General features: G+C 61.6%; 20 protein-coding genes. 6 read left to right on the top strand and 14 right to left on the bottom strand.

All coding sequences use genetic code 11. The annotated features are described in order from the left end of the window. Positions 1-27: 27 nt before the first annotated feature. The 4 genes from HQ843_RS03480 to HQ843_RS03465 all read right to left on the bottom strand — a co-directional run bounded on the left by HQ843_RS03480 (position 28) and on the right by HQ843_RS03465 (position 5,338). Positions 28-1,860: an ABC transporter ATP-binding protein gene (locus tag HQ843_RS03480; protein ID WP_180899813.1), complete on the bottom strand. Its 1,833-nt coding sequence runs from the start codon at positions 1,858-1,860 to the stop codon at positions 28-30. A gap of 19 nt (positions 1,861-1,879) precedes the next feature. Then, the gene (locus HQ843_RS03475; RefSeq protein WP_180899814.1) at positions 1,880-2,719 is read right to left on the bottom strand and encodes an ABC transporter permease; all 840 of its coding nucleotides are present in this window, start codon (positions 2,717-2,719) and stop codon (positions 1,880-1,882) included. Continuing rightward, the gene (locus HQ843_RS03470) at positions 2,716-3,732 is read right to left on the bottom strand and encodes an ABC transporter permease (RefSeq protein ID WP_180899815.1); all 1,017 of its coding nucleotides are present in this window, start codon (positions 3,730-3,732) and stop codon (positions 2,716-2,718) included. The genes HQ843_RS03475 and HQ843_RS03470 overlap by 4 nt, the downstream gene beginning before the upstream one ends. Positions 3,733-3,805: 73 nt before the next feature. Beyond that, entirely contained in the window at positions 3,806-5,338 is a 1,533-nt protein-coding gene (locus HQ843_RS03465; RefSeq protein WP_180899816.1) for an ABC transporter substrate-binding protein, read from the bottom strand. A 368-nt stretch (positions 5,339-5,706) separates the two neighbouring features. On the opposite strand from HQ843_RS03465, the gene HQ843_RS03460 reads away from it, so the two are divergent. From HQ843_RS03460 to HQ843_RS03445, 4 genes are all read left to right on the top strand, one after another. Further along, a complete protein-coding gene (locus HQ843_RS03460) occupies positions 5,707-6,804 on the top strand; it encodes an AraC family transcriptional regulator (protein ID WP_180899817.1) in 1,098 nt (365 codons plus the stop codon). A gap of 349 nt (positions 6,805-7,153) precedes the next feature. Then, complete coding sequence (locus HQ843_RS03455) at positions 7,154-8,293, top strand: tyramine oxidase subunit B (protein WP_180899818.1); 1,140 nt, start codon at positions 7,154-7,156, stop codon at positions 8,291-8,293. Positions 8,294-8,322: 29 nt separating this feature from the next. Beyond that, the gene (locus HQ843_RS03450; protein WP_180899819.1) at positions 8,323-8,748 is read left to right on the top strand and encodes a RidA family protein; all 426 of its coding nucleotides are present in this window, start codon (positions 8,323-8,325) and stop codon (positions 8,746-8,748) included. 54 nt (positions 8,749-8,802) lie between these two features. Further along, positions 8,803-10,101, top strand: a complete 1,299-nt coding sequence (locus HQ843_RS03445) for an NAD(P)/FAD-dependent oxidoreductase (RefSeq protein WP_180899820.1) — start codon at positions 8,803-8,805, stop codon at positions 10,099-10,101. A 115-nt stretch (positions 10,102-10,216) separates the two neighbouring features. Here HQ843_RS03445 and HQ843_RS03440 read toward each other — a convergent pair whose 3' ends face one another. The 7 genes from HQ843_RS03440 to HQ843_RS03410 all read right to left on the bottom strand — a co-directional run bounded on the left by HQ843_RS03440 (position 10,217) and on the right by HQ843_RS03410 (position 19,145). Then, positions 10,217-11,533 (bottom strand): TRAP transporter large permease, encoded by a 1,317-nt coding sequence (locus tag HQ843_RS03440; RefSeq protein WP_180899821.1) that lies wholly within the window; start codon positions 11,531-11,533, stop codon positions 10,217-10,219. Between the two features lie 2 nt (positions 11,534-11,535). Next, on the bottom strand, positions 11,536-12,045 hold the full coding sequence (locus HQ843_RS03435) for a TRAP transporter small permease (RefSeq protein ID WP_180899822.1): 510 nt from the start codon (positions 12,043-12,045) through the stop codon (positions 11,536-11,538). 251 nt (positions 12,046-12,296) lie between these two features. Then, positions 12,297-13,253: a TRAP transporter substrate-binding protein DctP gene (gene dctP, locus HQ843_RS03430; RefSeq protein ID WP_180899823.1), complete on the bottom strand. Its 957-nt coding sequence runs from the start codon at positions 13,251-13,253 to the stop codon at positions 12,297-12,299. Between the two features lie 537 nt (positions 13,254-13,790). After that, on the bottom strand, positions 13,791-15,176 hold the full coding sequence (locus tag HQ843_RS03425) for an amidase (protein ID WP_180899824.1): 1,386 nt from the start codon (positions 15,174-15,176) through the stop codon (positions 13,791-13,793). Positions 15,177-15,215: 39 nt separating this feature from the next. After that, on the bottom strand, positions 15,216-16,412 hold the full coding sequence (locus tag HQ843_RS03420) for an amidohydrolase (RefSeq protein WP_180899825.1): 1,197 nt from the start codon (positions 16,410-16,412) through the stop codon (positions 15,216-15,218). A gap of 36 nt (positions 16,413-16,448) precedes the next feature. Further along, positions 16,449-17,960 (bottom strand): aldehyde dehydrogenase family protein, encoded by a 1,512-nt coding sequence (locus tag HQ843_RS03415; protein WP_180899826.1) that lies wholly within the window; start codon positions 17,958-17,960, stop codon positions 16,449-16,451. Positions 17,961-18,269: 309 nt separating this feature from the next. Then, positions 18,270-19,145 carry a LysR substrate-binding domain-containing protein gene (locus tag HQ843_RS03410; protein WP_180899827.1) on the bottom strand — a complete coding sequence of 292 codons (876 nt, stop codon included), beginning with the start codon at positions 19,143-19,145 and terminating at the stop codon, positions 18,270-18,272. Positions 19,146-19,286: 141 nt separating this feature from the next. On the opposite strand from HQ843_RS03410, the gene HQ843_RS03405 reads away from it, so the two are divergent. Further along, entirely contained in the window at positions 19,287-20,909 is a 1,623-nt protein-coding gene (locus HQ843_RS03405) for an AMP-binding protein (RefSeq protein ID WP_180899828.1), read from the top strand. A gap of 376 nt (positions 20,910-21,285) precedes the next feature. Next, on the top strand, positions 21,286-22,275 hold the full coding sequence (locus tag HQ843_RS03400; protein WP_180899829.1) for a sugar ABC transporter substrate-binding protein: 990 nt from the start codon (positions 21,286-21,288) through the stop codon (positions 22,273-22,275). Positions 22,276-22,575: 300 nt separating this feature from the next. On the opposite strand, the gene HQ843_RS03395 is transcribed toward HQ843_RS03400, so the two are convergent. Genes HQ843_RS03395 through HQ843_RS03385 form a run of 3 tightly spaced genes read right to left on the bottom strand, consistent with a single transcriptional unit; the run spans position 22,576 to position 26,767 of the window. Beyond that, positions 22,576-23,607, bottom strand: coding sequence for an ABC transporter permease (locus HQ843_RS03395; RefSeq protein WP_180899830.1), 1,032 nt, complete (start codon positions 23,605-23,607; stop codon positions 22,576-22,578). Next, on the bottom strand, positions 23,604-25,166 hold the full coding sequence (locus tag HQ843_RS03390) for a sugar ABC transporter ATP-binding protein (RefSeq protein ID WP_180899831.1): 1,563 nt from the start codon (positions 25,164-25,166) through the stop codon (positions 23,604-23,606). Before HQ843_RS03390 ends, HQ843_RS03395 begins: the two co-directional genes overlap by 4 nt. Continuing rightward, positions 25,163-26,767, bottom strand: a complete 1,605-nt coding sequence (locus tag HQ843_RS03385) for a GMC family oxidoreductase (RefSeq protein ID WP_246710269.1) — start codon at positions 26,765-26,767, stop codon at positions 25,163-25,165. The genes HQ843_RS03390 and HQ843_RS03385 overlap by 4 nt, the downstream gene beginning before the upstream one ends. Positions 26,768-26,819 lie beyond the last annotated feature (52 nt).

Here is a 26,819-nt window from a genome sequence, read left to right as displayed (position 1 = left end):
GTGCGTCGCCGGCTGGAAATTCTGGCGCTAGGCGATGTCCAGGTCGTGGGGCGGTTTGCCGATCGCGGCGGCGACCAGGGTGCGGGTATAATCGTGTTTGGGATTGCCGAAGACGTCATCGACCGGCCCCTGTTCGACGATCTCGCCCTTATACATGACGAGCGCCCTGTCGCAGAGGTGGCGGACCACGGACAAGTCGTGGGAGATCAGCAGCAGTGAAAACGGCGTCTTCTTGCGCAATTCCCGCAGCAGCTCCAGGATTTGCGCCTGCACCGAAACGTCGAGACCGGAAACGATCTCGTCGGCCACCAGCAGTCGCGGGTTCGAACAGAGCGCGCGCGCGATGTTGACGCGCTGCTTCTGGCCTCCGGAAAGCTGTTTGGGGAAACGGGAGATCATGTCCGGCGTCAGCTTCACATATTCGAGCAATTGGCGGGCCAGCGCGTCCCGGCTTGCAGCCGATGGCGGAAGCCCCTTGGCTTCCACGGGCTGGGTCGTCAGGCTCCCGACGGTCCGGCGCGGATTGAGCGCCGATTCCGGATCCTGGAACACCAGTTGCACCTGATCGAGAATTCTGCGCCGGTTCGCGCTGGAGTGGTCGGCGCCGTCGAGTTCGGCAACTCTCAACTCCCCTTCACTGACGTCTTCGAGACCGACGATGAGCTTGGTGAGGGTGGTTTTCCCCGAACCGCTTTCCCCGACCACGCCGACGAACTCGCCCTCGCGCACCTCGAAATTGAGACCCTTGAGCGCTTCGACGTGGCGCGCCCGGCCGAACATATCCCGCAACACATAGCTCTTGCGAAGATTGGAGGCCTTGAGGACGATCTTTTCCGAGGCGAAATCCCGCGCTGCGTCCATCGTTCCCGGCGGCGTTTCGATTGTCGCGGTGAGGTCCGATCGGAAACAGGCGCTCCGGTGGCCGGCAATTTTGGTTTCCAGCGGCGGACGTTGCTGGCTGCATTGCTCGACGGCAAGCGGACATCGGGGCGCGAATTCGCAGCCGGGGAGCTCGTTGCGTTCGGCGATGGTGGCCATTGCCTTCGGCAAAATCAGCAGGGTCCGGTTCGCGGCCTCCATGCTGGGGGTCGCAAGATTCAGACAGCGCGAATAGGGATGCCGGGGGTCGTTGAGGATGCTTTCGGCCGGCCCGTCCTCCACGATACGGCCGGCATAAAGAACGCTGACGTCGTCGCATACGTCCGCCGCGAGCCGCAGGTCATGCGTGATGAGCAGCACCGAGGTCTGGTGCGCGTCCCGCATTCTCTTGATCAGCTCCATGACGAGGGCCTGCATGGTCACGTCGAGTGCGGTTGTCGGTTCGTCGGCGATGACAAGCCTGGGATTGGAGGCGAATGCCATGGCGATCAGCACCCGCTGCAGCATGCCGCCGGATAGTTGATGGGGATAGGAATGCAGAAGTTGCGAGGGGTCGCGCAGGCCGACCTCGTCCAGGAGCTCGATCGCGCGCTCCTTCCGGCTGGATTTCTGCACGATGCCGATGCGCTTGAGATGGCGCACGAACTGCTGCCCCACGGTCAGGCTGGGATTGAGCGCGGTCATCGGCTCTTGCGGGATGAACCCTATCTCGCGGCCCAGAATTTGCCGACGCTTGGGCCTTGACATGGTCGTCAGTTCGCGGCCGTCGAAGCTTATCCGGCCGTTGGTGACCTCGATACCCGGGGCGAGCGTGTCCGCGATGGCGTTTCCGAGCATAGACTTGCCGGCCCCGGACTCCCCGATCACGCCGAGGATCCTTCCCGGTTCGATCGTCAGCGAAATATCGCTCAGGACGCGCGTTTTCGCCGTGGGCAGTCCCGCTTCCAGACCGGATATGCGCAGGATAGGTACCGAGGCCATGGCAGATTGATCCAATTCGTTATTGACGGGGGTCGAGAACGCGACGCAATCCGTCGCCGAGCAGATTGAAACCGAGCACGGTCAGGAAGATGGCGGCGATGGGCAGAAACAGTCCCCAGGGCGCCGAATAGACGTCCATGCGCGCGTCGGCGATCATCTGGCCCCATCCCGGTTCATTGGGCGGAACGCCCATCGAGACGAAGGACAGGATGGCTTCCACGACGACGGAAATGCCCATCTGAAGACTGAACAGGGTGATCAGCATCGGCATCGTCGCGGGCAGGATCTCGCGCGTCATGATGCGCAGGTGCGAAAATCCGATGAGACGGGCAAAGGAGACATAGTCCTTGCGCCGCGTCACCTGGACATCGCTGCGCAAAACGCGACAGAACCGCGTCCAGTCCACCAGAACGATGGCGAGGATCACCTTGTCGATCCCGATGCCGAGCCCGATGATCAGCAGCATGGATAGCACGACGGGCGGGAAGGACAGCCAGATTTCGACGAGACGGCTGATGACCCAGTCGACCCAGCCGCCGAAATAGCCCGCCAGATTGGCGAGCACCGCGCCGAGCAGCATCGCCCCTGTCGAGGCGAAGAAGGCAACATACATAGCGATCCGCGCGCCGTAGAGCAGGCGGGAAAGCGTGTCCCGCCCGAGGCTGTCGGTGCCCAGAACATGCTCCATCGAACCGCCCTGAACCCAGACCGGCGGCATCAGCATGTTCAGCAGGTCCTGGTCGTTGGGTGGATAGGGCGCCAGCCAGGGAGCGAAGATCGCAGCGAACAGAACGATCGACGCCGACACCGAGCCGATAATGAATCGCGTGTCGAGCAATCTGGTCGGAAATCGGCTCATGAGGAACGCAACCTTGGATTAATCATGTAGGCGAGGGCATCGGCCAGTGAGTTGAACAGCAGCGTGGTCGCGCAATAGATCAGGGCGACGGTCTGGATGACCTCGAGATCGCTGGATTGCATCGACCGCAGCATCAGATTACCAATGCCGGGATAGGAAAAGATCATCTCGACCAGCAGCGTTCCGCCGAACAGCAGGCCGAACTGGGTGCCGACGAGGATGATGACGGGCAGCATGGCGTTTTTCAGCGCCTGACCGAACAGAATCTGGGTTTCGCTCAGGCCGCGCATCCGGGCCTGGCGGATATAGCTTTCCTCATAGATCGAGATCAGGCTCGAATGCAGCACCCGGATGATCAGCGGGGCGAAGGCAAGGCCGAGCGCCATGACCGGCAGCGCCATATGGGAGAGCGTGCTGCCGATCAGCGACGGATCGCCGGTCAGGAAGGCGTCGATGACCAGGAAACCTGTCTGGTCGGGCACGATCATTCCCGGGCCGAGACGCCCGTTGACGGGGAAGATCTGAATGATTACGCCGAAAAGCAGGATGAAGAGCAGGGACAACAGAAAGTCCGGCAGCGCCATCAGCACCGACGTTCCGAAAACCGCCACGCCCTCAAGCGGCGTACCCCGGACCGCGAAGAGCGACAGTCCGCCGGCCACGCCGACGATCACCGCAAAAACCAGTGCGCCAAGCGCCAGTTCGACCGTGGCGGGCAGGCGGGACAGTATGACCTCGCTGGTCGGCATCCGGTACTGGGCGGAATCGCCGAAATCGCCCCGGACAGCCTGTCCCACCCAGTGGGCATATTGTTGCCAGATGGGTTTATCGAGCCCCATCTCCAGACGCTTGGCCTCTACCTGCTCAAGGGTGGCCTGCGGTGGCAGCGCCATCTGAGCGGGATTGACGGGCAGTGCTCTCAAGGCCACGAACACCAGCATCGAAACAATGACGAACACTGGCACAAGCGAGGCCAGGCGTCGTCCGAGGATCAACAGCAGCGATTTGATCAACTATCTCGGTCCCTGAAAGAGAAGTGCGGACCGCCGCTGAGCGGCGGCGGTCAAGGGAGGTCGTCAGACCCGTTCAGGCCTTCGTGATGGCACGGGGCAGGATCCAGCCATTGGTCCAGGGCTGGAAGTTGAACTGGTTGCTGTAGCCGATGGTCTGGATCGCCTGCAGCAGCGGAATGATTGCCCCTTCTTCGATGAGCCAGCGGTTCAGCTCATCATACTGGCGGATGCGTTCGTCATAATCCGCGATGTCGAACAGCGGTTTGATCTTGGCCGTGATGTCGGGCCGCCGGAAGGTGGCGAAGGGCAGATCGGCGTTGAACATGTTGCCGGTAAAGATTTCCGGGTCGCCGGTGCCGTTCTCCCAGACGAACAGCGAGGCATCGGGAAGCTTGCCGGTGGCGTTGAGATCGTACCACTGCCCTTCGGTGATGACCTGCAGGTCCGTCTTGATGCCGACCTTGTCCCACATCGTGACGATGGCGCGCGCAATATCGTAGTCGCCGGCGAAGTTGCCGTTTGTGGTCGCAAAGCCAATGGTGACCGGATTGTCCGGGCCATAGCCGGATTGCGCCAGCAACTCCTTGGCCTTCTCTGGGTCGTAGGGGAACTCGAAATCCTCGGGGTAGCCGGGCATGCCCGGGATCGAAGGAGCATCGATCGCCACGGCGTCTCCGCCGAAGAAGGCCTTGGACAACAACTCCTTGTTGATGGCGTAATGGGCGGCAAGACGGATGTTCTTGTCCTCGAAAGTGCCGTCCGCGCGCACAGTGACATAGATGATCCGGGCGATCGGGTTTGCGATGGCCTTGAAGCGATCGGATTGCTGCAGGCGCTTGACGTCGCGGATCGACAGTTCGACGGCGAAGTCGACATTGCCGGATTCGAGCGCCGCAAGACGGGCCGTGGCGTCGGGAATGATCTCGAAGGTGAGCTGCTTGATGGCCGGCAGTTCGCCCCAGTAATCGTCGCGGCGCTTCAGCACGATCCGGCTGTCGCGCTCGTATTCCACCAGTTCATAGGGGCCGGATCCCATCGGCTTGGTCTGCAGGCCCTCGATGCCCACCTTCTCGGCATAAGCCTTGGAAATCACGAAGCTTGCGCTGAAGCTCAGCCACTGCGCCGGGGTGGCGAAGGGCTGCGAAAACCGCATGATGCCCTCGGTCGGCGAGATGATTTCGATGTCGGATACCACGCCGAAGCCGACGACGAGATCGATTTCATCGCCCTGCTGTATGCGTTCGAAGAAGGTGTAGCGGAAGTCCTCCATCGTCATCGGAGAGCCATCCGAGAACGTGATGTCGTCGCGCATCCACACATGCATGCTCATCGCGTCGTCAGCCAGCTTCCAGTCGGTGAGGACATTGGGCGCCAGTTCCAGATTCTGAAGCTGGTCGATCGGCTGGTCGAAAATCGTTTTGAGGATCGACTGCGGGTCGGGCGCAAGCCGCTGATTGGGATCCCAGGTGACCGGATCGGAGGTCCAGGCAATCGATACGTTCTCGATTTCGCCGTCATCGGCAAAGGTGAGATCCGGGCGGGCTACCAGCGCTCCGCCGGCTGCCGCTGCGAGCTTCAGGAACAGTCGCCTGTCGATCTTGTTCATCGGTATTCTCCTTGCTTGGCTGAGGACACGAATGCCGCGTTGCAGACCGCTCCGGTCCGCTGAATGAAAAGCCCGACCCTGTAGACACGCGATCGCGGGAGGTCCGCGGCCGAAACTGCAAATTCGTGGGCGTAGAACATGGTCTATCTTGTCCCAGTCTGTTCATCGCGGTCATGATACAGCAAAGTCAGTTTTGGCGGGTGGACGGTCGAACGAACTCATGTGAGTGTAGAGGACACCAAAACCCGCGATCCATGCACTTTGTGACCGAATATTTTGCATTAGCGGCCATAATCGCGCTATTGTTTCGTAAGTAAAATAAAATTTGGGGACGGCGATCGCCGCCGCCTACCGCTTTGGAGTAGGCCATGCAGACCAACGCTAAACATACCGCTGGAATGGGAGTCTATGAAATTGCCGGTCGAAACGAGACCCTGCCGGTCGTGCGGCGGCTATTCGTGGACGCTATTGTCAGGGAGATGGTGAGGGATGGCAAGGACGTGACGGACCTCTTGTCCCGGCATGGCCTGTCAGACGGCCCGGCCGGCAGCCCATATGCGATGATCCCGTTGCGCGCCTATGTCGGCTTCTTCGAGGATGCGGCCAACCTGCTGGAGCGGCCCTATCTCGGCCTGGAAATGGGGCAGGCGTTTCGCGCCTGGGAGGTCGGTCCGGTCTATTCCCTGCTTGCGACGGCCCAGACGCTAAGAGGGGCGCTGGATGTGTTCGCGCGGTTTCAGAGGTTATGGCAGAGCCATACCACCATGTCCTGTAAAAGGCAGGAAGAGCAAAGCATCTATATCTACATGATCGACGATCTGAGCGTATGGCCGAGGCGTCAGGACGCGGAATACGCCATAGCGGGCCTGTGCGGCATGGTGCGGCAATTGCTGTCCGATCGCTGGAACCCCGTGGAAGTGAGGTTCGAGCACGACGTTTCCGACCACGCGGATGCTCTGCGCCGGTTCTTCAAATGCAGGATAACAGGCAACGCCTCCGCCAACGGCATGGTGCTTCTCGAAGCCGATCTGGAACGCCCCTTGAGCAATTGGTTGCGCTTCAACGAGGCGGCGCGTCAGATCGTCGAGAGCCATCTGTTCGATCTGCTCGGCGCGCCGGAAGAGCGGCATCGTTCTCTCCCCGAACGAGTCGCGCTGATCGTTGCGCGGCGGTTGGGCCGGGAGGCAATCGACCTTAAATCGGTGTGCGATGAACTCGCCGTCAGCCCCCGCACCATCCGCCGCCAACTCAGCGCGCACGAGACGAGCTTCAGAAAAATCGTCAACGATGAGCGCATGAAGAAGGCCAGGAACCTTATGAGTGGCGGAACGATCACCATAGAGCAAATGGCCGAGCATCTCGGCTATGGAAACCAGGCGGCGTTCTCTCGGGCCTTTCGCAGTCTGACCGGCGAGTCGCCCAGTGCCGCGCGCAAGGCAGCCCGCAGACAGTCATCCCACACTTGAGGTAAGCACGCTTCCCGCTTCGCCTGCGCAACGGTGCGGACAACCGCGACCGGCTCCATGGGCATGGCCGGAATTGTTACGTAAATGGCCGCAAGCGCAATTCATGGGGGTCTGCCCATGCATTACCACTCAAGCACCGTTCGCCGGGAGCTGGCAGGCGGCCCTCGACTGAACCCTCCGCTTACCCGGATATGCCCTGGGCCGTCGAATACGTAGATATGCTGCGGGAGAGGAGACGTGGCGCGTTGGTGCGGTTGGAACGCCTTGCCGTTCCGCCGTGCGCTCGTGCAGAGGCTCACAGCAGACGGCCACGGTTGGCGAACCGCTGGTTGACAACGAGGATGACAGAATGACCACTTCCACCAAGATCGATTTCATCTATCTGTCCGAGCCGGACATGGTGCGCGCCGGCGTCACCGACATGCCCGCCTGTGTCGATGCCATGGAAGAGATGTTCGGGCTGCTTGCCAGCGGCGACTACCGCATGGCCGGCGCGAACAACAGCTCGCACGGCTCATTGATCCTATTTCCGGAAGACTCGCCTTTTCCGAACATGCCCAAGCCCACGGCGGATCGTCGCTTCATGGCGATGCCGGCCTATCTCGGCGGCAAGTTCGGCACGACCGGCGTGAAATGGTACGGCTCCAACATCGCGAACCGGGACAGGGGCCTGCCGCGTTCGATCCTGATGTTCATCCTGAACGACACCGACACCGGCGCGCCGCTCGCGCTGATGTCGGCCAATCTTCTGTCGGCCTATCGCACTGGCGCGGTGCCGGGCGTCGGCGCCAGACATCTTGCGAGAAAAGACTCCAGGGTTGCAGGGATTCTCGGTCCAGGCGTCATGGGCAAGACTGCGCTCAGCGCCTTCATTGCCGCATGCCCCGGTATCGACACCGTCAAGGTGAAGGGTCGCGGCCGAAAGAACCTCGACGCTTTCGCGGAATGGGTCCGGAGCACTTATCCGCAGGTCAAACATATCGAGGAAGTCGGCAGCGACGAGGAACTGGTGCGTGGATCCGATGTGGTGGCCTATTGCTCTTCCGGCCCGACAGGCGATCCGTCCACCTATCCGCATGTGAAGCGCGAGTGGATCAGCCCGGGTACGTTCTTCGCCATGCCGGCTCTCGGAAATTTCGACCGCGGCGTCGAAGGTCCCGATGTGCGCAAGGTGCTGGAATTCACCCCGCTCTATGAAGCCTGGCACCACGAAACGCCCAAGCCGACGCACAAGCACATTCCCGCCGTCGGCATGCGCTTCATGGATCTGGTCGACGAGGGCCGGCTTCGCATGGATGACCTTGAGGATTTGAGCCGCATCGTCGCCGGCGAGGCGCCCGGACGGCAAAATGACGACGAAATCATCATGCTTTCGGTGGGCGGCATGCCGGTCGAGGACGTGGCATGGGGAACCATGCTCTATCGCAACGCGATCGAGAAGGGGATTGGCGTGAAGCTCAATCTCTGGGACGAGCCGGTTCTTCGCTAGGTTTTCCCCGCAGTCTGGAGAGATAGATAATGGTTGATGTGATCAAGGTAAAAACCGGCAACAAGTTCGAGGACTGGGCCAGCTATTCGCGCGTGGTCGCGGTGGACAATCTGATTTTCGTGTCCAACACCGCGGGCCGGAATCCCGAGACCAAGGAGATTCCGGACGACATCACCGCGCAGACCGAGCAGGTTCTGGCCAATATCGAACGCGCGCTTCAGGCTGTGGATTCGAGCTTGGAGGATGTCGTTTCCTCGCGAGTCTACGTTCAGGATCCGGCCGATGGCGATGCCGTCGGCGAGGTTCTGGGCAAGAGGTTCCGCGGCATCGATCCGGCGACGACGATGGTGTGCCCGGCATTGGGCTCCAAGATCTACCGCGTGGAAATTGACGTCACGGCCTATCGTGGCGCAGGCAAGGGCAACACCAGGCTGATCAATCTTTCTGCCTCGTAACCTACATGTCGCTTCGCCCCTAAGCAAACACTCACCGCGTTCAGGACCGTTCTCATGGCGCCGATCATCAGACCCGTACAGACCTCATCCGACCTGCCAAGGCAGACCACTGTGGTCATCCTTGGCGGCGGGATCATCGGGCTGACGGCGGGTCTGACGCTTGCGGAGCGGGGCATTCCGGTCACCATTCTGGAGAAGGGGCGGATCGGCGCGGAGCAGTCATCTCGGAATCTGGGGTGGGTGCGAAAGCTGAACCGCGATCCGGAGGACGTGGCCCTTTCGGTCGCTTCCGATACGCTGTGGACGCAGATGCCCCAGCGCACCGGTTTCGACGTGGGATATCGCCGCGCCGGCATCATGTATGCCGCTCGCAGCGAAGCCGAAATGGAGCCCCACAGGAAATGGCTTCAGGCCGTCTCGGACCTTTCGCTCGACTCGCGGCTCGTCACCCCGCGCGAAATCGACGATCTGTTGCCCGGCACGGCAGAAAAATGGGTAGGCGGCATTCACACCCCTTCGGACGGTTATGCCGAACCGACGCTGGCGTCGAGCGCGATCGCGACGGCGGCGCAGCAGAAGGGCGCTGTCATCATCGAGAATTGCGCGGCGTTTTCGCTTTCCCTTGCAGGCGGCCGGGTGGCCGGCGTCCATACCGAGCGCGGCGAAATCAAATGCGATCAGGTTTTGCTCGCCGCCGGGCTGTGGTCGCGCCGTTTCCTAGGCAATATGGGCATCTCCTTGCCCACGCTTCCGATGGTTGCCTCCGTCATCCGCACCGCGCCCATGGACGGGCCGTCGGACATCGCGTTCGGGGCCTCGGACTTCTCGTTTCGAAAGCGGCTGGACGGCGGATATACCGTGACCCAGCGCGGGGCGCTGTGCCATCCGCTGACGATCGACAACCTGTTGATCGGGCTCAAATATCTGCCAACGCTGCGGAACAACTGGAAATATTTGCGGTTGTCGCTGGGACGCGAATTCCTCGGCGATCTCGGATTGCCGAGGCGCTGGAAGGACACCGGCCCTTCGCCGTTCGAGCGGGTGCGCACCAAGGACCCCTTGGTCGACGCGGGCCTGATCGCCGAAGCGATCGCCAATACGGTCAAGGCCTTCCCGGTTTTCGAGAAAGCCGAGATGAGGGAAGCCTGGGCCGGAATGATCGATGTCACGCCGGATTCGCTGCCGGTTATTTCGGGGCTCGATCGGGTTCCCGGTCTGACCTTGGCCACCGGATTTTCGGGACATGGGTTTGGCACATCGCCCGCGGCGGGCCAACTGGCCGCGGATCTGGTGTCGGGCATGACGCCGATCGTCGACCCGGCCCCCTACCGCTTCAGCCGGCTTTCGAAGTAGCAAACGCGCTGCGACTGCAAGGACATCGAAGCCTCTTGATGAAAAGCCAAGGGCGCGACCAGCATGGTGAATGCGGGTCGCGCCCTTGTTTTGCCCGGATGCGTTTCGGTGTATCCTACTTCAACAGGCCGGGAAGCCAGGCCGTCAACTGCGGGAATACGATCATCAGCGCCAGAATGATGAATTCGAGCAGAATGAATGGCGCGACCGAGGCATAGATGGTCGTGACCTTGAGTTGCTTTCCGACGACGCCTTGCATCACGAACAGCAGCAGACCGAAAGGCGGCGTGATCAAGCTGATTTCGAGGACGATCAGCACCAGCACGCCGAACCACAGCTGGTCGATTCCAAGGCCGGCAACGATCGGCATGAAGATCGGCAGGGTCAGCATCATCATCGACAGCTGATCCATGAAACAGCCAAGGAACACCAGCACGGCGAGCATGCCGAGCACTAGAAGCAGCGGTGTCAAGCCGGAGGATGTCACCATTTCAGCAAGGCTCTGGGTCGCACCGCTGAAGGCGAGGATCTGCGAAAAGGTGCTCGAGGTACAAATAATGATCAGGAGCATCCCGCTGAATTTCGTGGTTTCGATCAGCGATTTGCGCAGGCTTTCGAACGACAGCGCTCGATAGCCCGCTGCGGCGACAATGGTTGCAAGCACGCCGATCGCAGATGCCTCGGTCGGTGTGGCGACGCCGGTGAACATGCTGCCCACGACCGCCACGAAAATCAGCATGAGCGGCAGCACATGGGTTACCACCGGCATCAGTCTCTGCTTCCAGGTCAGTTCCTTGACATCGAACACCGGGGCAATATCGGGTCGGATGATGCAGCTTACGATGATGAATCCCAGAAACAGAAATGCCATCAGGATGCCTGGAACGATTGCGGTCAGGAGCAGGTCGTTGATGGATATCTGTGCCAGACTGCCCAGGAGCACGCCGAGGCTCGATGGCGGAATGAGCATGGCGATTCCGCCAACGGCAAGGACAGGACCTACCGCCATGACCGGGTGATAGCCGCGATCGTGCATTTGCGGATAAAGCGTGCGCCCCACCACTGCGACGTTAGCGATGGTTGATCCCGAAAGGGAGGAGAACACAGTGCCGCTCAGAACGGCGACGATGGAGAGGCGCCCGGGCACGCGCGCGATCAGCCGGTCGATCGCATCGATCGACCGTGACGCCATGCCGGTCTGCAACATGATCTCGCCCATCAGGACGAACAGCGGCACCGGCGCGAGCGAATAGTTGGCGACGGCGGGGCCCATGTTTCTCACCAATTGTGTCAGCCCGATTTCCCCACCGAGAAAGATGACGGCACCAACAATGTTGACGGCCAGAAAGGCAAACACGATCGGCAGGCCGATCAGCAGCATGGCCACCACGCCGCCGAACATCAGCAATAGGGCTAAAGTCCATTCCTGCATGATTATTGCGCCTTGTGCTGAGCAGAGTCGGTGGAGGGGAAGGCCGCCGAAACGATTCGCCCGAGAAACTCGATGCTTATCAGGGCCATCACCAGGGGCACTTGCCACTGAAGCAGCCAGTCGTGAATGATGAGATCACGAAAGATCAATTGGCCCGATCTGTAAGATTGCATGAAGAGCTGGACGCCGATCCAGAAAGTCACACTGGTGGCGCAGAGTCCCAGGACCCATGTCAGCAACGCGGTGGCCGAACGCAGTTTTTGCGGCAGAAGGTCAACAACCACGTTAACTGCGAGGTGACCGTTGTGGTGTAGCAGCCAAGGCGCGGCAAGCATCGCCATCATGAACAACGCGTATTCCGACAGTTCCACGACGCCCGGCAAGAACGGTAAATGCAGCGTGCGCGTGATCGCTTCGCCGCCGATGAGGAGCACGAGCACCGCAAGCATCGAAATAGCGATGGCGGCGAGGAGAGTTATGATGAGTAGATAAATCCTAACGAGAAATGTCATGTCAGGGTGTCCTGGGCTGGCGTCTTGCGCTTGCAAGGGCGTTGGAAGTGCAGCCGTGACGTCGATCGACAGGCTCCGGCCGCTCTGTGGTTGCACATGTGTGCCCGCATCGATGTCAGAGCTGGGGCGGGTGACGCCGCAAGGTCTGCTGGCCGGGAGACATGTGCTTTCAAGTAAAGGCGGGTCGCCGTTGGGATTGACGTCAAAAGGACCGGGGAGACGCCCCGGTCCAACTGACTGGGCAAGGGCAACTATTTCATCAGAGCCTTGCGGATGGCCGGGATGGTGTCCGGGCTCTGCTTTTCGAGGTCGGCCCAATACTGTTCCAACGCGAGGTCGACATATTCGTGGCCGATATCGAGGGTCTTGATGCCTGCGTTTTTCTGGAACTCGATCTCGTCCTGAAGTGCTTTCTCGGTCCACTCGACCATGTAGTCGTCGAACCACGCCACCGAGTCGAAGAGCACCTTACGCTGCTCTTCGTCGAGCTTCTCAAGGCTCTTCTCGTTCATGATCACGGTCACGTCGACATTGTAGAAACCCGGGTCGATCCGGACCTTGGTCTCGGGGGCCCAGCCCATTTCGCCGATGCCGTTGAGCGGCCAGCCATAGCCCTCTACCACCCCGCGCTCGAGCGCCGTGAACACGTCGGGGGTCGGGATGTTCGTGCCCTCCACACCCAGCTGATCATAAATCTGCTTGTAGATCGTCTGGCTGCGCAGCCGGCTACTGCGGATGTCGTCCAGGCTGTTTGCGTCCTTGTTAAGATATACGTGGAAGGTAATGCCGCCGCCATAGGTGGTCAGGTAGACGACCCCCATCTTCTCTTCGGCCATGTCGCTTATCATCTTGTAGGCGCCGGATTCACGCAGTTCGGCCAGCGTGTGGTTGGTCAGAGATACGGCATCGGCTTCCACGAACATGCCCTTGTAGTAGGGCGGCGGAACCGCAGCCATGTCGAGAACGCCGGAGATCACCGCGTTAGGCTGCTCGGCGCCGGGAATGGCTTCCGGCCCCACCAGTCGAATCTGCAGAACGCCCTTGCCGACTTCGTTGACGTGATCGACGAAAATGTCCATAGGCACGCCGAAGGAGGCGTTGGGCGGAATGAAGACGCCGGCCTTGAGCGTAACCTCCTTGGCCGTGGCTGCTGAGAAAGATAAGGCTAGACCGACTGCGGACAAGCCGGCAAGCAATAAGCGACGCATATGAATCCCCTTTTTCCATTTTTGGCTCTCGATCCGAGGACCGGAGTTTTGTAACCGCGATGCTGTGACTTCTGCCGAACCGGCGGCAGCTTCTTCAACGCGTGATCTTGTGTACTGCACTCTCCGTTCGAGCCGTTCCCGGTCTTGTTGCCGATGTAGCCGGCTCTGGTTGGCGCGTCTCGTACGGACGCTGCGGATATTATTATATATATAAAATAAACTGGAACAAGCGCTATTTCGCGAGCCCACAGAGGTTTGAAGCGATGTCATGGTGTCCGCAGCGTGCGATCAGGCCTGGAATAAGAATCCGAGCGGCACATATGTCGGCAGCCATCTTCAACCGGCGTAAGAGGATTAGGCTGAAACCCATCCAATACCACCGCGTCATATCGGCCTGCGAGGCGAGGCAGCGTCTCCAGGCTGTCTGGCTGAAGATTAAGGGGGGACATCCTCGCGAGGTCAATCGCGGACTTGATGACCATGCAGTGCTCTGGGACTTCTCCGTCGGCGTGCTCCGGTAATCTTTGGAAGCTTGCATCACGAAAGCGGCCGCCTGCGATGCCATTGCGTTGCCTTTTGAAAGGCCATGCCGGCGCGCGCCAGCGCGGCTTCGCCGAACAGCGGTCCGATCAGCTGGATATTGATCGGCATGCCATCGGAATGGACGCCGCCGGGCATCGAGAGCACGGGATGACCCGACATGGTGAAGGGGCATGTGAAGCGATGGATGCCGGAGATCATGTCGTCCGAGAGGGCTTCCATCGCTTCATTGAGCGGCGGCGAGAAGGCCATCGCTGGCGAGAGGACAAGGTCCAGACTGGCAAACAGCGCTTCGAGATCGCCACGAAACGCGTTCGCACGGTTGATGACAACCTGGTAATCAGCGCCTTTCAACGCCCTGCCGCGCGCGACCAGCTCTGTGAGCGCGGGACCAAGCGCACCCGGTTGCTTGTCGATGACGGGACCATTGACCAGCGCATTCTGGACGGCGCAGACATCGAACCAGTCCCATATTATCTGCTCTGAATTCGGCAGCGTGACATCGATCAGGTCGGCGCCCAGGTCTCGTAACGTGTCGGCGGCGGCCAGCATGGCCGAGACGTGTTCGGGGTCCGTACCGGCGTGGGAGAATGCCATGTCGATGCCAATCCGTATGCCCTTCAGCGATACGCCGGCTTCCGAAAGATAGTTTTCGACGGGCCGGTGCGACGATGTTGGGTCGGCGCTGTCCCGGCCGGCGATGATGGAAAGCACGGCGGCGGCGTCGGTGACGCTGCGGGCGATTGGTCCGGCATGGTCGAGCGAGGCGGCGAGTTGATAGACGCCGGCGCGGCTGACGCGGCCCCAGCTCGGCTTGAAGCCGGTGACGCCGTTCATCGCCGACGGAATGCGGATTGAACCGCCTGTCTCTGTCGCCAGACCGGCAAAGAACAGGCCGGCCGCGACGCCGACGGCGCTGCCGCTTGACGACGCGCCGCACCAGCGATCTGGATTCCAGGGGTTGACCGGCGTTCCGAAGGGAGCGCGGTGTTCGGCATAGGCGCCTTCCGTCATGCAGGTCTTGCCGAGAATGACCGCGCCGGCGTCGAGCAGCCTTTGGGTGACCGTCGCATTGGCGGCGGCAATCGCCTCGTGGCGCACCGGCATGCCGGCGGTTGTGGGCGTACCCGTAAGATCATAGAGGTCCTTCAGCGCTACCGGCACGCCGTGCAGCACGCTGCGGCGCAAGCCCGCTGCGATGTCGCGGTCGGCGGCTACAGCCTGGGCAAGCGCACGCTCGGCGAGCAGGGTGATGAAGGCGTTGAGGGAGGCGAGGTTTTGGCAGCGCTCAAGCTGGTGCCGCGTCACCTCGACGGCCGAGACCTGCCTGCTGGCAATCAGTTCGCCGATTTCGACAAGGCCTTGATAGTGCAGAACCGTCATCCTGTTGCCCTCATCGCCTCAACGCCTTTGCCGACGGCGTCAGCCTTTTTTGCCGGCCTGGGTCTGTTCGAGAAGGGCGAAGGCGGCATGGACGAACAGGCGGGTGCCCATCGCAAGCGCATCCTCGTCGATGGTGAATGCGGCGTCATGATGCGGGGCGGTGATCCCCTTTGCGGCGTTGCCGGCGCCCAGCAGAACGAAACAGGCCGGCGCTTCATGGGCAAAGGCGGAAAAGTCCTCGCCGGGCATGATCGGCGGCATTTCGCAGACGCCGTCGGGGCCGAACAGGTCGGTAGCAACGGTGGACATGATCGCCGCGGTTTCCGGATCGTTGATCACGGCATCGTAGATGCGGGTGTATTTGTAGTCGCAGCTCGCCCCGTGGGCGGCGCAGATCCCCCGCGCGACTTCGCCGATACGGCGTTCGATCAGATCGCGTACATCCGGATCGAACGTGTTCGTGCCTCCGCCTATCGTGGCTGTCGCCGGGATGACGCCGACTGAACGGCCCGAGTAGAACTCTGTGACGCCGACCACGGCGGCATGCAGTGGATCGACCTCGCGTGCCGCCAGATGCTGCAGATTGGTGACGATCTGCGCGCCGATGGCGATCGGGTCGATGGCCGTGTGGGGCGTGCCGATATGGCCGCCCTTGCCCTTCACCACGATCGAGAAAATATCGCATGCCGCCATCACCGCGCGCGCGTTGATCTGCACCACGCCGGTCTCATAGGGCGACCACAGGTGCAGGCCGATAACGCGGTCGACGCCTTCCATCGCGCCATTGGCGACCATGCCCGCCGCGCCGCCGGGTGGTGTTTCCTCGCCGTTTTCGAAGAGGAAGCGGATTTCTCCGGCTATCCGGTCTCGGAGGCCGGACAGCACAGCGGCCGCGCCGAGAAGGATCGACGTGTGCCCGTCATGGCCGCAGGCATGCATGACGCCGGAATTTTTCGAGGCAAAGGGAAGGCCCGTCACCTCGGTGATCGGCAGTGCGTCGAAATCGGCGCGGATGGCGATCACCGGTCCGGGCCGCGCGCCCTTCAGCCGACCGACGACGCTGGTGCCCGACGGGCGCGATATCTCGATGCCGCCGAAGCTTTCCAGCGTCCGGGCAATAAACGCGCCGGTCTGGTGTTCCTCGAAGGAGAGTTCGGGATTGGCATGCAGATGGCGTCGCCATTCGATCACCTTTGCCTTCAGGTCATCACAAAGCGCGTCGAGCTGGTCTTTCATCTCTATCTCCCTGAACTGAAAACCCCGTGCCCGACGTCAACCGAAATCCGGTGACTCCAGCCGCATGCAGACCGCGCGCGGTTCGGTATATGCGTGCACGACCTCACTGCCGAATTCGCGGCCAAGACCGGAAAGCTTGGTGCCGCCAAAGGGCATGGCGGTATCGAGGATATTGTGGGTGTTGATCCACACGGTTCCGGAATCGATCTGGCCGGCCAGCAGGTGCGCCTTGTTGATGTCGCGCGTCCAGATGCTGGCGCCGAGGCCAAATTCGGTGTCGTTGGCCAGTGCCTTGATCTGGCGCGGGTCCTCGATCGGCATCGCCAGGACCACCGGACCGAAAACCTCTTCGCGGGTGATACGCATATCGGCGCGGGCGCCGGTCAGCACCGTGGGCTGGTAGAAATAACCCTTGCCATCTGCGGAGGCCGCCCCGCAGAGCGGTTCGGCGCCTTCCTCCACGCCGCTGGCGACCAGCGAGGACACCCGCTCCATCTGCCGCGACGAAATCAGCGGTCCGAGTTGGTTGGACGGATCGAAGCCGCTGCCGAGGCGCAGTTCTTTCGCGATCTGGGCGACGCCCCTGGTCACCTCGTCAAAGATCGAGGCATCAACAAAAAGCCGGGAGCCCGCGGTGCAGACCTGCCCGGAGTTGGGGAAGATCGCATTCGCTGCGCCGGGGATCGCCTTGTCGAGATCGGCATCCGCGAGCACGATCGCCGGAGACTTGCCGCCGAGTTCAAGCGTCACGCGCTTCATCTGGCTGGCCGAGGATTGCAAAATGCGCTGTCCGGTCGCGGTCGAACCGGTAAAGGCGATTTTGCGCACCAGCGGATGGTCCACGATGGCCTGGCCGGCATTGTGGCCGTAGCCGGTGACAATATTGATCGCGCCTTCGGGAATGCCCGCTTCAAGAACGAGTTCGCCGAGCCGCAGCGTCGTCAGAGACGCTTCTTCTGATGGTTTCAAAACGATCGTGCAGCCGAAGGCGATGGCCGGGGCGATCTTCTGGATTGCCTGGCCCAGCGGGAAGTTCCACGGCGTGATCCCGCCGACCACGCCGACCGGCCGGCGCTCGGTGTAGGCGCGATAGGTGCCGCCGTCATCGAAAAAAGGCGATAGCTGGATATACTCGCCGGCGATCTTGGATGCCCAGCCGCCATAATAGCGCAGGGCATCGACGGTGAATTTCAGGTCGACATTCTTCGAGACAAAATAGGGCTTGCCGTTGTCGAGCGTCTCTAGACGGGCGAGCTCCTCGGCATCGCGTTCAACCAGAAGCGCGAGCTTTTCCAGCAGTCGGCCGCGGTCGAGCGGGCGCATTTTCTGCCACAGCGCGCTTTCGAAGGTTCGGTGCGCGGCCTGCACGGCAAGGTCGACATCGGCTGCTGTCGCCGCCGCGATGTCTGCGATCTTGTCTTCCGTGGCCGGATCATAGACCGCGATCGTCTGCCCGTCGGCGGCGGCGCGCCACTTGCCGTCAATCAGCATCTTGCCTTCAGGAATGCGGATAGACGAACCGCCAGGCCTTTCAATCATCTCGAGCATGTGTTTACTCCCGGTGCAGCCGGACGATGTATTCCGGCTGGATATTTCAGGTTCCCTGGAAGTGAGTCCGCGTTCGATTTGGTTGCAGACTCGTTCCATTTCATTGCTTTACGGCATTTTCGCAGACAGCAGATTATTGCTTCCGGCAGCGAAATGCTCTGGCGGCGTTGCCGCTCGTCTTGTTCTGTTTGTTGATAAAGTCATCACCGGATGCGGCTGCGGGTCCAATAGTATTGAAGCGGCCGACCAATCGCAAAATGCTATTGCGCGGCCTTTGTGTCTATTGTGTTTGCTCTCGAATAGGCTGTTTCAGCGTTTGAGCAATGTCAGGAAGCGGCGCAGCGCCGGCACTGATTGGTTGGCGCGATAGATCAGCGCGAGATTGAGGCCGACATCCAGACCTTTTACCGCAAGAAACTCTATCCCCTGGGGCTTGCGCCATCTCTGGCATTCGTTGACCAAGGCGTTGCCGAGCCCCGTCGTGACCAGCGCCAGCATCTCCGCCTCGTTTTCGGCTTCGTGAACCACATCGACGGTAGCGCCCGCCTGGAACAGTCCGCGATGTATTTCATCATAATAGGTGGGGCTCTCGCGCCGGTGGAACAGGATCATCGGCTGACCGGCCAGTTCCGACACGTCGATGGACTTCCGCTGGGCGAATTCCGAGATTGAAGGCACCGCGAGCAGTACCGTGTGACGCGTTACAGGCAGGATCGTCAGCAACGGATCGTTGGGCGGGTTATAGATGAAGCCGGCATCGATCCGGCCGTCATAAATGCCCTCTATCTGGCCAAGGCTAGTCATCTGGCTCAGCACGAGCCGTACATCCGGATTGGCGCGGCGGAACTCCATGATCGTCTCGGGAATGACGCCGCTCCACGCTGCGACCTCGATGAAACCGAGCTTGAGCATGCCGGCCTCGCCGCGCGCCACCGCCTGCGTTTCGCTGACCGCGTGGCTGAGGTTGACGAGGATCTGGCTGCAATGTTCGCGGAAGGTGTGGCCGGCGGCCGACAACTTCACGCCACGCGGCAGGCGGTCGAAAAGCGTCACCCCGAGTTCGGCCTCGAGCAGTTGAATCTGCCGGCTCAGTGCGGGCTGGGCAATGTGAATCCGCTCCGAGGCGCGCCCGAAATGCTCATCCTCGGCAACGGCGATGAAATATCGAATTTGTCTCAGATCCATGCTGATTGATAGCAATTCGTTATGTGTCGTTGCAAGCGATAATATTGGACCCGAAAGGTCGGCTACCACTATCCCTTTGGAAAAACATGTGCTTGGCGGCATCCGCAGATTGCCGCGATAACGGCAAAAAAGGGACCATCCATGCATTCCCCCTTCTCCGCTTTCCTGATGCAGTCGAATGCGCGACCGGACGCCACTATGCTGCTTGCGCCCGCAAGCGCCGGCCTTGCCTACGCTCCTCAGGGGTTTCGCATTACCTATGGAGAAATGCGGGACACGGTCGAGGCTCTCCGCAAACGGTTTGGCGATGCCGGATACGGTGTTGGTCATCGCGTGGGGTTGCTTCTGGAGAACAGGCCGGAATTCTTCAGTCACTGGCTTGCGCTCAACGCCCTCGGCATTTCGATCGTGCCCATCAATCCGGATCTCAGGCCCGGCGAACTGGACTATCAGCTTGATATGGCCGATGTGGACCTGATCGTCACTCATTCGAAACAGGCCGCGACGCTTTCCCTTCTCGACCGCAGCCGCATCCGCGTGATTGAGGTTGGCGAAGCCGTGCCTGCGGCGACAACGCCGGCGCTGCGCCAGAGCGGCCTTGCCGATGATGAATGCGCGCTGCTTTTCACCTCAGGCAGTACCGGCAAGCCGAAGGGCTGCATCCTGTCCAATACCTATTTCATGATTCTGGCCGACTGGTATGTCACCCAGGGCGGCATTGCCGAGATCGTCCACGGCGAGGAAGTGGCGTTGACGCCGCTGCCAATGTTCCACATGAATGCGCTTGGTTGCACCGCGCTTGGCATGATCGTATCCGGCGGCGCCATCGTGCCGCTCGACCGCTTCCATGCCAGCCGCTGGTGGCAGTCGGTCAGCGATTCCGGCGCGACCATCATCCACTGCCTCGGCGTTATTCCGGCCATCCTGCTGCGCCTGCCTGAAAGCCCTTATGACCGCGACCACCGGGTCAAGTATTCGCTCGGGCCCGGCGTTGACGCCAAGCACAAGATCGAATTCGAAGAGCGCTATCGCATCCCGATCGTTGAGGCCTGGGCGATGACGGAAACCGGCGGGCGGGCCACCACGACGACGGCCTGCGACGATTATACCCCTGGTCAGCGTTGTATCGGGCGGCCACGCAAGGGGATGGAGTATCGTATCGTTGACGACGCGGGCAACGACGTGGAACGCGGAACGCCGGGCGAACTGATCGTTCGCGCTGAAGGCGATGATCCGCGACAGGGGTTTTTTAGCGGCTATCTCAAGGATGAGCAGGCGACGGAGGAGGCCTGGGCCGGCGGCTGGTTCCACACCGGCGATGTGGTTTATGAGGATGACGGCGGGCTTCTCTACTTCTTCGACCGCAAGAAAAGCATCGTTCGCCGCAGCGGCGAGAACATCGCGGTTCTGGAAGTCGAGGCGGCCCTTGCCGGCCATGACGGGATCGAAGCGGTGGTGGTGACGCCGGTGCACGATGACCTGCGCGGCGAGGAGGTCTTTGCCTTCTTCGTCAGGTCAGGAGATGGTGGGAGCGGCGCCGACGCCAGCCTTGCGGAGGACGTCATACGGGCCGGCGCCGAACGGCTCGCCTATCACAAGCTGCCGGGCTATGCCGCCTTCATCGATGCTCCGCCGTTAAGTTCGACCCAGAAACTGCAGCGCGGCGAAATCAAGGCCATGGCTGCGGAATTCGTGCGAACCGGAAAGGCGCTCGACTTCCGGGAATTCAAGGCCGGCATGCGGCGCAAGACGAAGCAGGGCTGAAAAGCGTCGTCGCCGGCATTGTCTAGCGTCGCCGCGCGCGGTGCAGGCAGGCGACGCGCGCCCATAGAGTGTCGTTCCGGGCGTTATGACCGCCGGTCTTTCTGAGAGAGATGTTCGGCTTCAGCGCAAAGCCGGATTATGCCTGGTAGTTGACGGATAACAAGGCTTCAATTCCCGATCGATCATTTCGGCCCCCCGGTTCATCGCAAAACGGTATGGAAAGCCGGCACCTATTTTATTGGATGCTCGCGCGAAATTCCGTTCTTCTGGTCTCATGCAAAGCGTCGGCCGAATGCCGCGCATTTGCCCGGAGCGACCGGAAAATGAAGCATTCCGGCGGTCGCTTACCCACATCAAAAAACGAAAGGGGAATTGAATGACCATGAAATGCCTGAAAACGCTTCTCGGGACGACAGTTATCCTGACGGCAGGCGTCTTTGGCGCCCATGCCGAAACGCTTGTCGGTTATATTTCGCCGATCGCCGCCCAGCCGGGCCAGCAGATGATCAACCAGGCGATCGAGGCCGCCGCCACGGAAAACGGCTGGACCTATCGCGTGCTTGACGCCAACCTGTCCGCCGACCGGCAGGTCTCCCATGTCGATACGCTGTTGACGATGGGCGCAAAAGCCATCGGCTCCTGGTCGCTCGACGCCAATGCCGTCGCCGGGGCCTATTCCCGCGCCAACGCGGCGAACGTGCCGGTTATCGGCCTGAATTCGGTTGGCCAGGGCGTGACCAACACCGTCTGGTGGGAAACCAATCTCTGCAAGTCGGGCGGTGCCTACGATCAGCAGGCCGCCTGGATCGCCGAGCGCAAACCGGGCGCCAAGGTCATTGTGTTTGGCGGTCCTCCCGTTGAATCGATCATCAACAACAAGAACTGCTTCACGGCCGCCGCCAAGGCCGCCGGCCTTGAGGTGATCGATCAGGTCGACAACACCAAGGATTCGACGTCGAATGCTGCAACGCTGGCCGCCGACGAACTGTTGAGGTTCCCCGATGTGCAGGTGTTCTGGGCCTATAATGATTCCAGCGCGCTCGGTATCGCCGCTTCGGTCTTCGCCAATGGCAAGTCCATATATAACGGCGAGAATGAAGACGGCGTCATGGTCTTCGGCATCAATGGCGATCAGGATGCGATCACCGCGGTCAAGGAAGGCCGTCTGACCGGCACCTGGGATCCGGACTCCTATGCCACCGGGCTTGCCGTTGCGACCGCGATGAAACGCGCCATGGACGATCCCTCGGCCGAGCAGGAGGATATCGTCGTCGCGGCCAAGCTGTTCACCTTCGAAAACATCGACAGCTGGAAGGACGGCACGGAGCGCGGCTACACGATGGACGACTACCCGCTGGCGAAGTAGCCGTTTCCGGAAGAAGCGGAGACCTGTTTTGCGTCCGGAAATGCTCCGGACTGAGACCGAAAATCTGAAGTGAACGGGCCCCGGAAGCACGCTTCCGGGGCCTTTTCGCGGGAAAGGCGAGGGGCGTTGCGGAAGAGGTCGGCGGAGACAGTGACGCCGGCTCATGGCCGGCGCAGGGGGTACCCGAAATGTCCTGTCGGTCGCATCTTTTCGCGGAAGTGAAGTGTCCCGCCTGAATGCGAAAGGCACTCAGGCGGGAGGGCGCGCGCTTTTTGGGGGGAACACCGCGCGCGAGAGGGATCATTCCACGGCGGATTGACGCCGACGACGCAGGATCTGGCGCAGTCCTCCGAGCCAGACCGCCAGGATCAGGATGCCGCCGCTGACCATGCCCTGCCAGAACGAGGAGACGCCGCTCAGCGTCAGGCCGTTCTGAATGACGCCGAGAAACAGCACGCCGATCATCGTTCCGAACACTCCGCCCTCGCCGCCTGTAAAGGCGGTGCCGCCGATCAGGACCGCGGCAAGCACGGTCATCAGCAGCGTGGGGTCGACATCGGCCGAAGCCGAGGTCAGCCGCCCGACCTGGACGATGCTGCCGAGCGCCGCCATCAGGCCGGCGATGATGAACACCGCGAGCACGACGCGCCGGACGTTGATGCCGTTGAGGCGGGCGGCTTCCTGGTTGGAGCCGATGGCATAGAGCGCGCGGCCGAAGGCGGTATAGCGCAGGATCCCGCCGGCGATCAGCAGCAGGGCAAGGTCGAAGACGAGGATGATCGGAAACGGGCCGATGCTGCCGTTGACGAATGTGTTGAGCGGCTTGAAACCGGCGGTCGCGAACACGCTGACGCTGGTGCCGTCATTGATGATCAGCGAAAAGCTCTGGAACATCGACAGGGTGCCCAGCGTCACCACGAAGAATGATATCTTCAGATAGGAGATTGCGAAGCCGTTGATCGCCCCCAGAAATGCCCCGAACAGGAGTGCTGCGACAATCGCGATCGGGGCGGATACGCCGGTGAGCAGTGTCAGCCCGAAGATCATTGCCGAGGCCGCCGAAGCGCTTGCCACCGACAGATCGACGCCGCCTGAAATCACCACATAGGTCGCCCCCAGCGCCAGCACGAAGACCACGCTGTTGGATTTGACGATGTTCATCAGGTTCGGCCAGGTGAGGAATACCGGCTGGGTCAGGGTCAGAAACAGGCCGACGATCACAAGGCTGATCAGCGCGCCGGCGTAGCGGTTCTGAAAGATACGGGCCAGGAAGGAAGGCGCCGGCGTGTAGCGCGCGGCCGCCGTCGACTTTTCTAGGGGGGTGGCGGTCATTGACGTGCTCCGGATAGGTGGTTCGTTTGTTCATGCTTCTTGGCGCCGGCCACCGCGACATGGGCGATGGCCTGCTCTGTTGCTTCGCTGCGGTCGAACTCGGCCTGCAGGCCGCCCTCGAAGAACACGGCGATACGGTCGCAGATGCCAAGCAGTTCCGGCAGTTCCGAGGAAATGACGATGACCGCGGCGCCGGCTTCGGCTGCATCCTGCAACATGCGATAGATTTCGCTTTTGGCGCCAACGTCGATCCCGCGTGTCGGCTCGCTCAGCACCAGCACGTCCGGTGCGCGGACGAAGGTGCGGCCGAGGATGACCTTTTGCTGGTTGCCGCCCGAAAGGGTGGCGATCGACGTCGCATATGATGAAGTGGCGACGCGATAACTGCTGATGGCGTCCAGCACCTCGCCGCGCTCGCGCCTCGTGTTGAGAATGCCGCCCGAACACAGCCGGTCCATCCAGGCAATCGAGAAGTTCTCGAGCACACTGCGCACCAGCAGCAGGGCCGAAGCCTTGCGATCGTCGGGCACATAGCCGATGCCGGCGGCGATGGCCTTGCGGGGATCACCGAGCGGCACGGGCTTGCCGCCGACCCTGACCGTTCCCGCACCCTCGATCGCGCCGCCGAGCACCATGCCGAATTCGGACTTTCCTGAGCCGACGAGGCCGGCAATACCGACAATTTCGCCGCGTTTCACATCGAGTGTGGTCGGCTTCAGCAGGCCCTGCGGGGTGTGGAGGTCGCGGATTTTGATCACGGTTTCGCCGGCCGGGATCTCGCGCTTGCCGTAGAAATCGGTGATCTCGCGGCCGACCATCAGCCGCACGAGGTCGGTTTCCTGCGTTTCCGCAAGCGGCACGGTTGCCACCAGTTGACCGTCACGCAGCACCGTGGCGATGGAGGCGACGGCATAAATCTCGGGCATGCGGTGGGTGATCATCAAAATGGCCATGCCCGCATCGCGCTCCTGCCGCACCAGAGCGAGCAGGCGTTCGGTCGCCGCCTCGGACAGGGAGCTGGTGGCTTCATCGAGGATCAGCAGCCGGGCATTGGATGACAGCGCCCGGGCAATCTCGATCTCCTGGCGCAGTTCGACGCTGAGATCGGAGACGATGGCTCGCGGCGAGACATGGACATCGAGCCGGTCGAGGGCCTCGGTGGCCGCCTGTTCCAGCCGCGGCCAGTCGATCAGGCCGAACCGGGTGCGCGGCAGACGACCGAGAAAGATATTCTCCGCCACCGTCAATGTCGGCGCAAGGGTCAGTTCCTGGCTGATCATCACGAAGCCCATTTGCAGCGCATGAGCGGGGCTCTCGATGCGACAGGCCGCGCCGTCGACGAAAATTGTGCCTTCGTCAGGCTGGATCAGGCCGGCGATCAGTTTGGAGAGCGTCGACTTGCCCGAACCGTTCTCGCCGGTCAGCGCGTGCACTTCGCCGGCCCGCACGGTGAGGCTTACATCGCTGAGCGCCCTTACCCCCGGAAAGCTCTTGGATACCCCCTCCAGGCGGACGATGATATCCCGGTCTTCCGCTGCTCTTTCGCTTGCTTCACTCATGCTGCCCGCCTCCGGATAAGGTCCGCCGCCTTTTCGGCGATCATGATCGTTGGTGCGTTGGTATTGCCCGAGATCAGGGTCGGCATGATCGAGGCATCGACCACGCGCAGTCGCTCCACCCCGTGCACCTTCAGTTCCGGATCGACGACCGCCATCGCATCGGTGCCCATCTTGCAGGTGCCGACCTGATGCGAGACGCAGCCGCCGTTCTGGACCAGATAGGCCTCGATCTCGGCGTCGGTGGCCGTCTCCGCGCCCGGCAGATGTTCCGCGATCACGAAATCGGCAAGCGGCTTGCTTGCGGCCATGCGCCGGGCAAGCTTCAGCCCCTCGACCGCGATGCGGCGATCGCGTTCGTCGGAGAAATAGTTCGGCGAGAGTTTCGGCTGGTCGAACGGATCGGACGACCGCAGCGCGATTTCGCCGCGGCTTGCCGGGCGGACGGGGCAGAGGAAATTGGCAAAGCCGGAAAACTTGAACAGCCCATCCTCATAATAGCCGCCGGAAAAGGTCTGGAACAGGAATTGCAGGTCCGGCGAGGCCGATTCCGGCAGCACGCGGGTGAACAGGCCGGCCTGTCCCGCGGGCACCGACAGCGGTCCCTTGCGCGTCAGCAGCCATTGCAGCCCGACGCGCAGCTTGCGGAACCGGCTCATCATCACGTCATTCATGGTGATCGGCTGGTTGCATTTCCAGGTGATCTGCCCGCCGTAATGGTCCTGCAGGTTCTTGCCGACGCCCGGCAGATGATGAACACTGGCGATGCCGTGCCCGGAAAGGGCTTCCGCATCGCCGACGCCCGAAAGCATCATCAGGTGCGGCGACTTGACCGAGCCCGCGGCGAGGATGACCTCGCGGCGCGCCTTCACCTCCAGCACCGCCTCGTTTCGGCGAAAGCGAACGCCGGTGGCGACACGCCCGTCGAACAGGATGCGTTCCGCCTCGGCATGGGTGGCCACGGTGAGATTGGGCCGCCTCATCGCTGGCCTGAGATAGGATGTTGCCGCCGAAGCGCGCCGGCCATTTCTGACGGTTGCCTGAAAATAGCCGGCGCCTTCCTGCGTGGCGCCGTTGAAATCGTCGTTGCGCGGAATGCCCTGCGCGCCGGCCGCACCGATGAACGCGTCACAGAGCGGGTTGCGCTCGGTAAGATTGGTCACCGCAAGCGGGCCGCCGCGGCCGTGATGTTCGTTGGCGCCGTTTTCCTGGTCCTCGGCCTTGCGGAAATAAGGCAATACGTCGTCATAGGACCAGCCGGTATTGCCGAGCTGACGCCAGTGATCATAATCCTCTGCCTGGCCGCGAATGTAGATCAGGCCGTTGATCGACGATGATCCGCCGAGAACCCGGCCGCGCGGCCAGTAGATCTCCCGGCCGCGGAGTGCGGGATTGGGTTCGGTCTTGAATTTCCAGTTGACTCTGGGGTCGACGATGGTTTTGCCGTAACCGACAGGAATGTGAATCCAGAAGCTTGAATCGTTTCCGCCTGCCTCCAGCAGCAGCACTGTCGATTTCCGGTCTTCGCTCAGCCGCGCCGCGAGTACGCAACCGGCCGAGCCTGCGCCTACGACGATGTAATCGAAACTCTGTCCGTCGAGCACGGATATTCTCCCGGTAATCCGGCGCTCCCGCGCCGGTGCCACGTCTCAATCC

This window comes from Martelella sp. NC20, from assembly GCF_013459645.1.
In the GTDB taxonomy this organism is placed as follows: Bacteria; Pseudomonadota; Alphaproteobacteria; order Rhizobiales; family Rhizobiaceae; genus Martelella.
The sequence above is the reverse complement of the archived record's forward strand: the minus strand, read 5'-3'. Positions and strand labels throughout refer to the sequence as shown.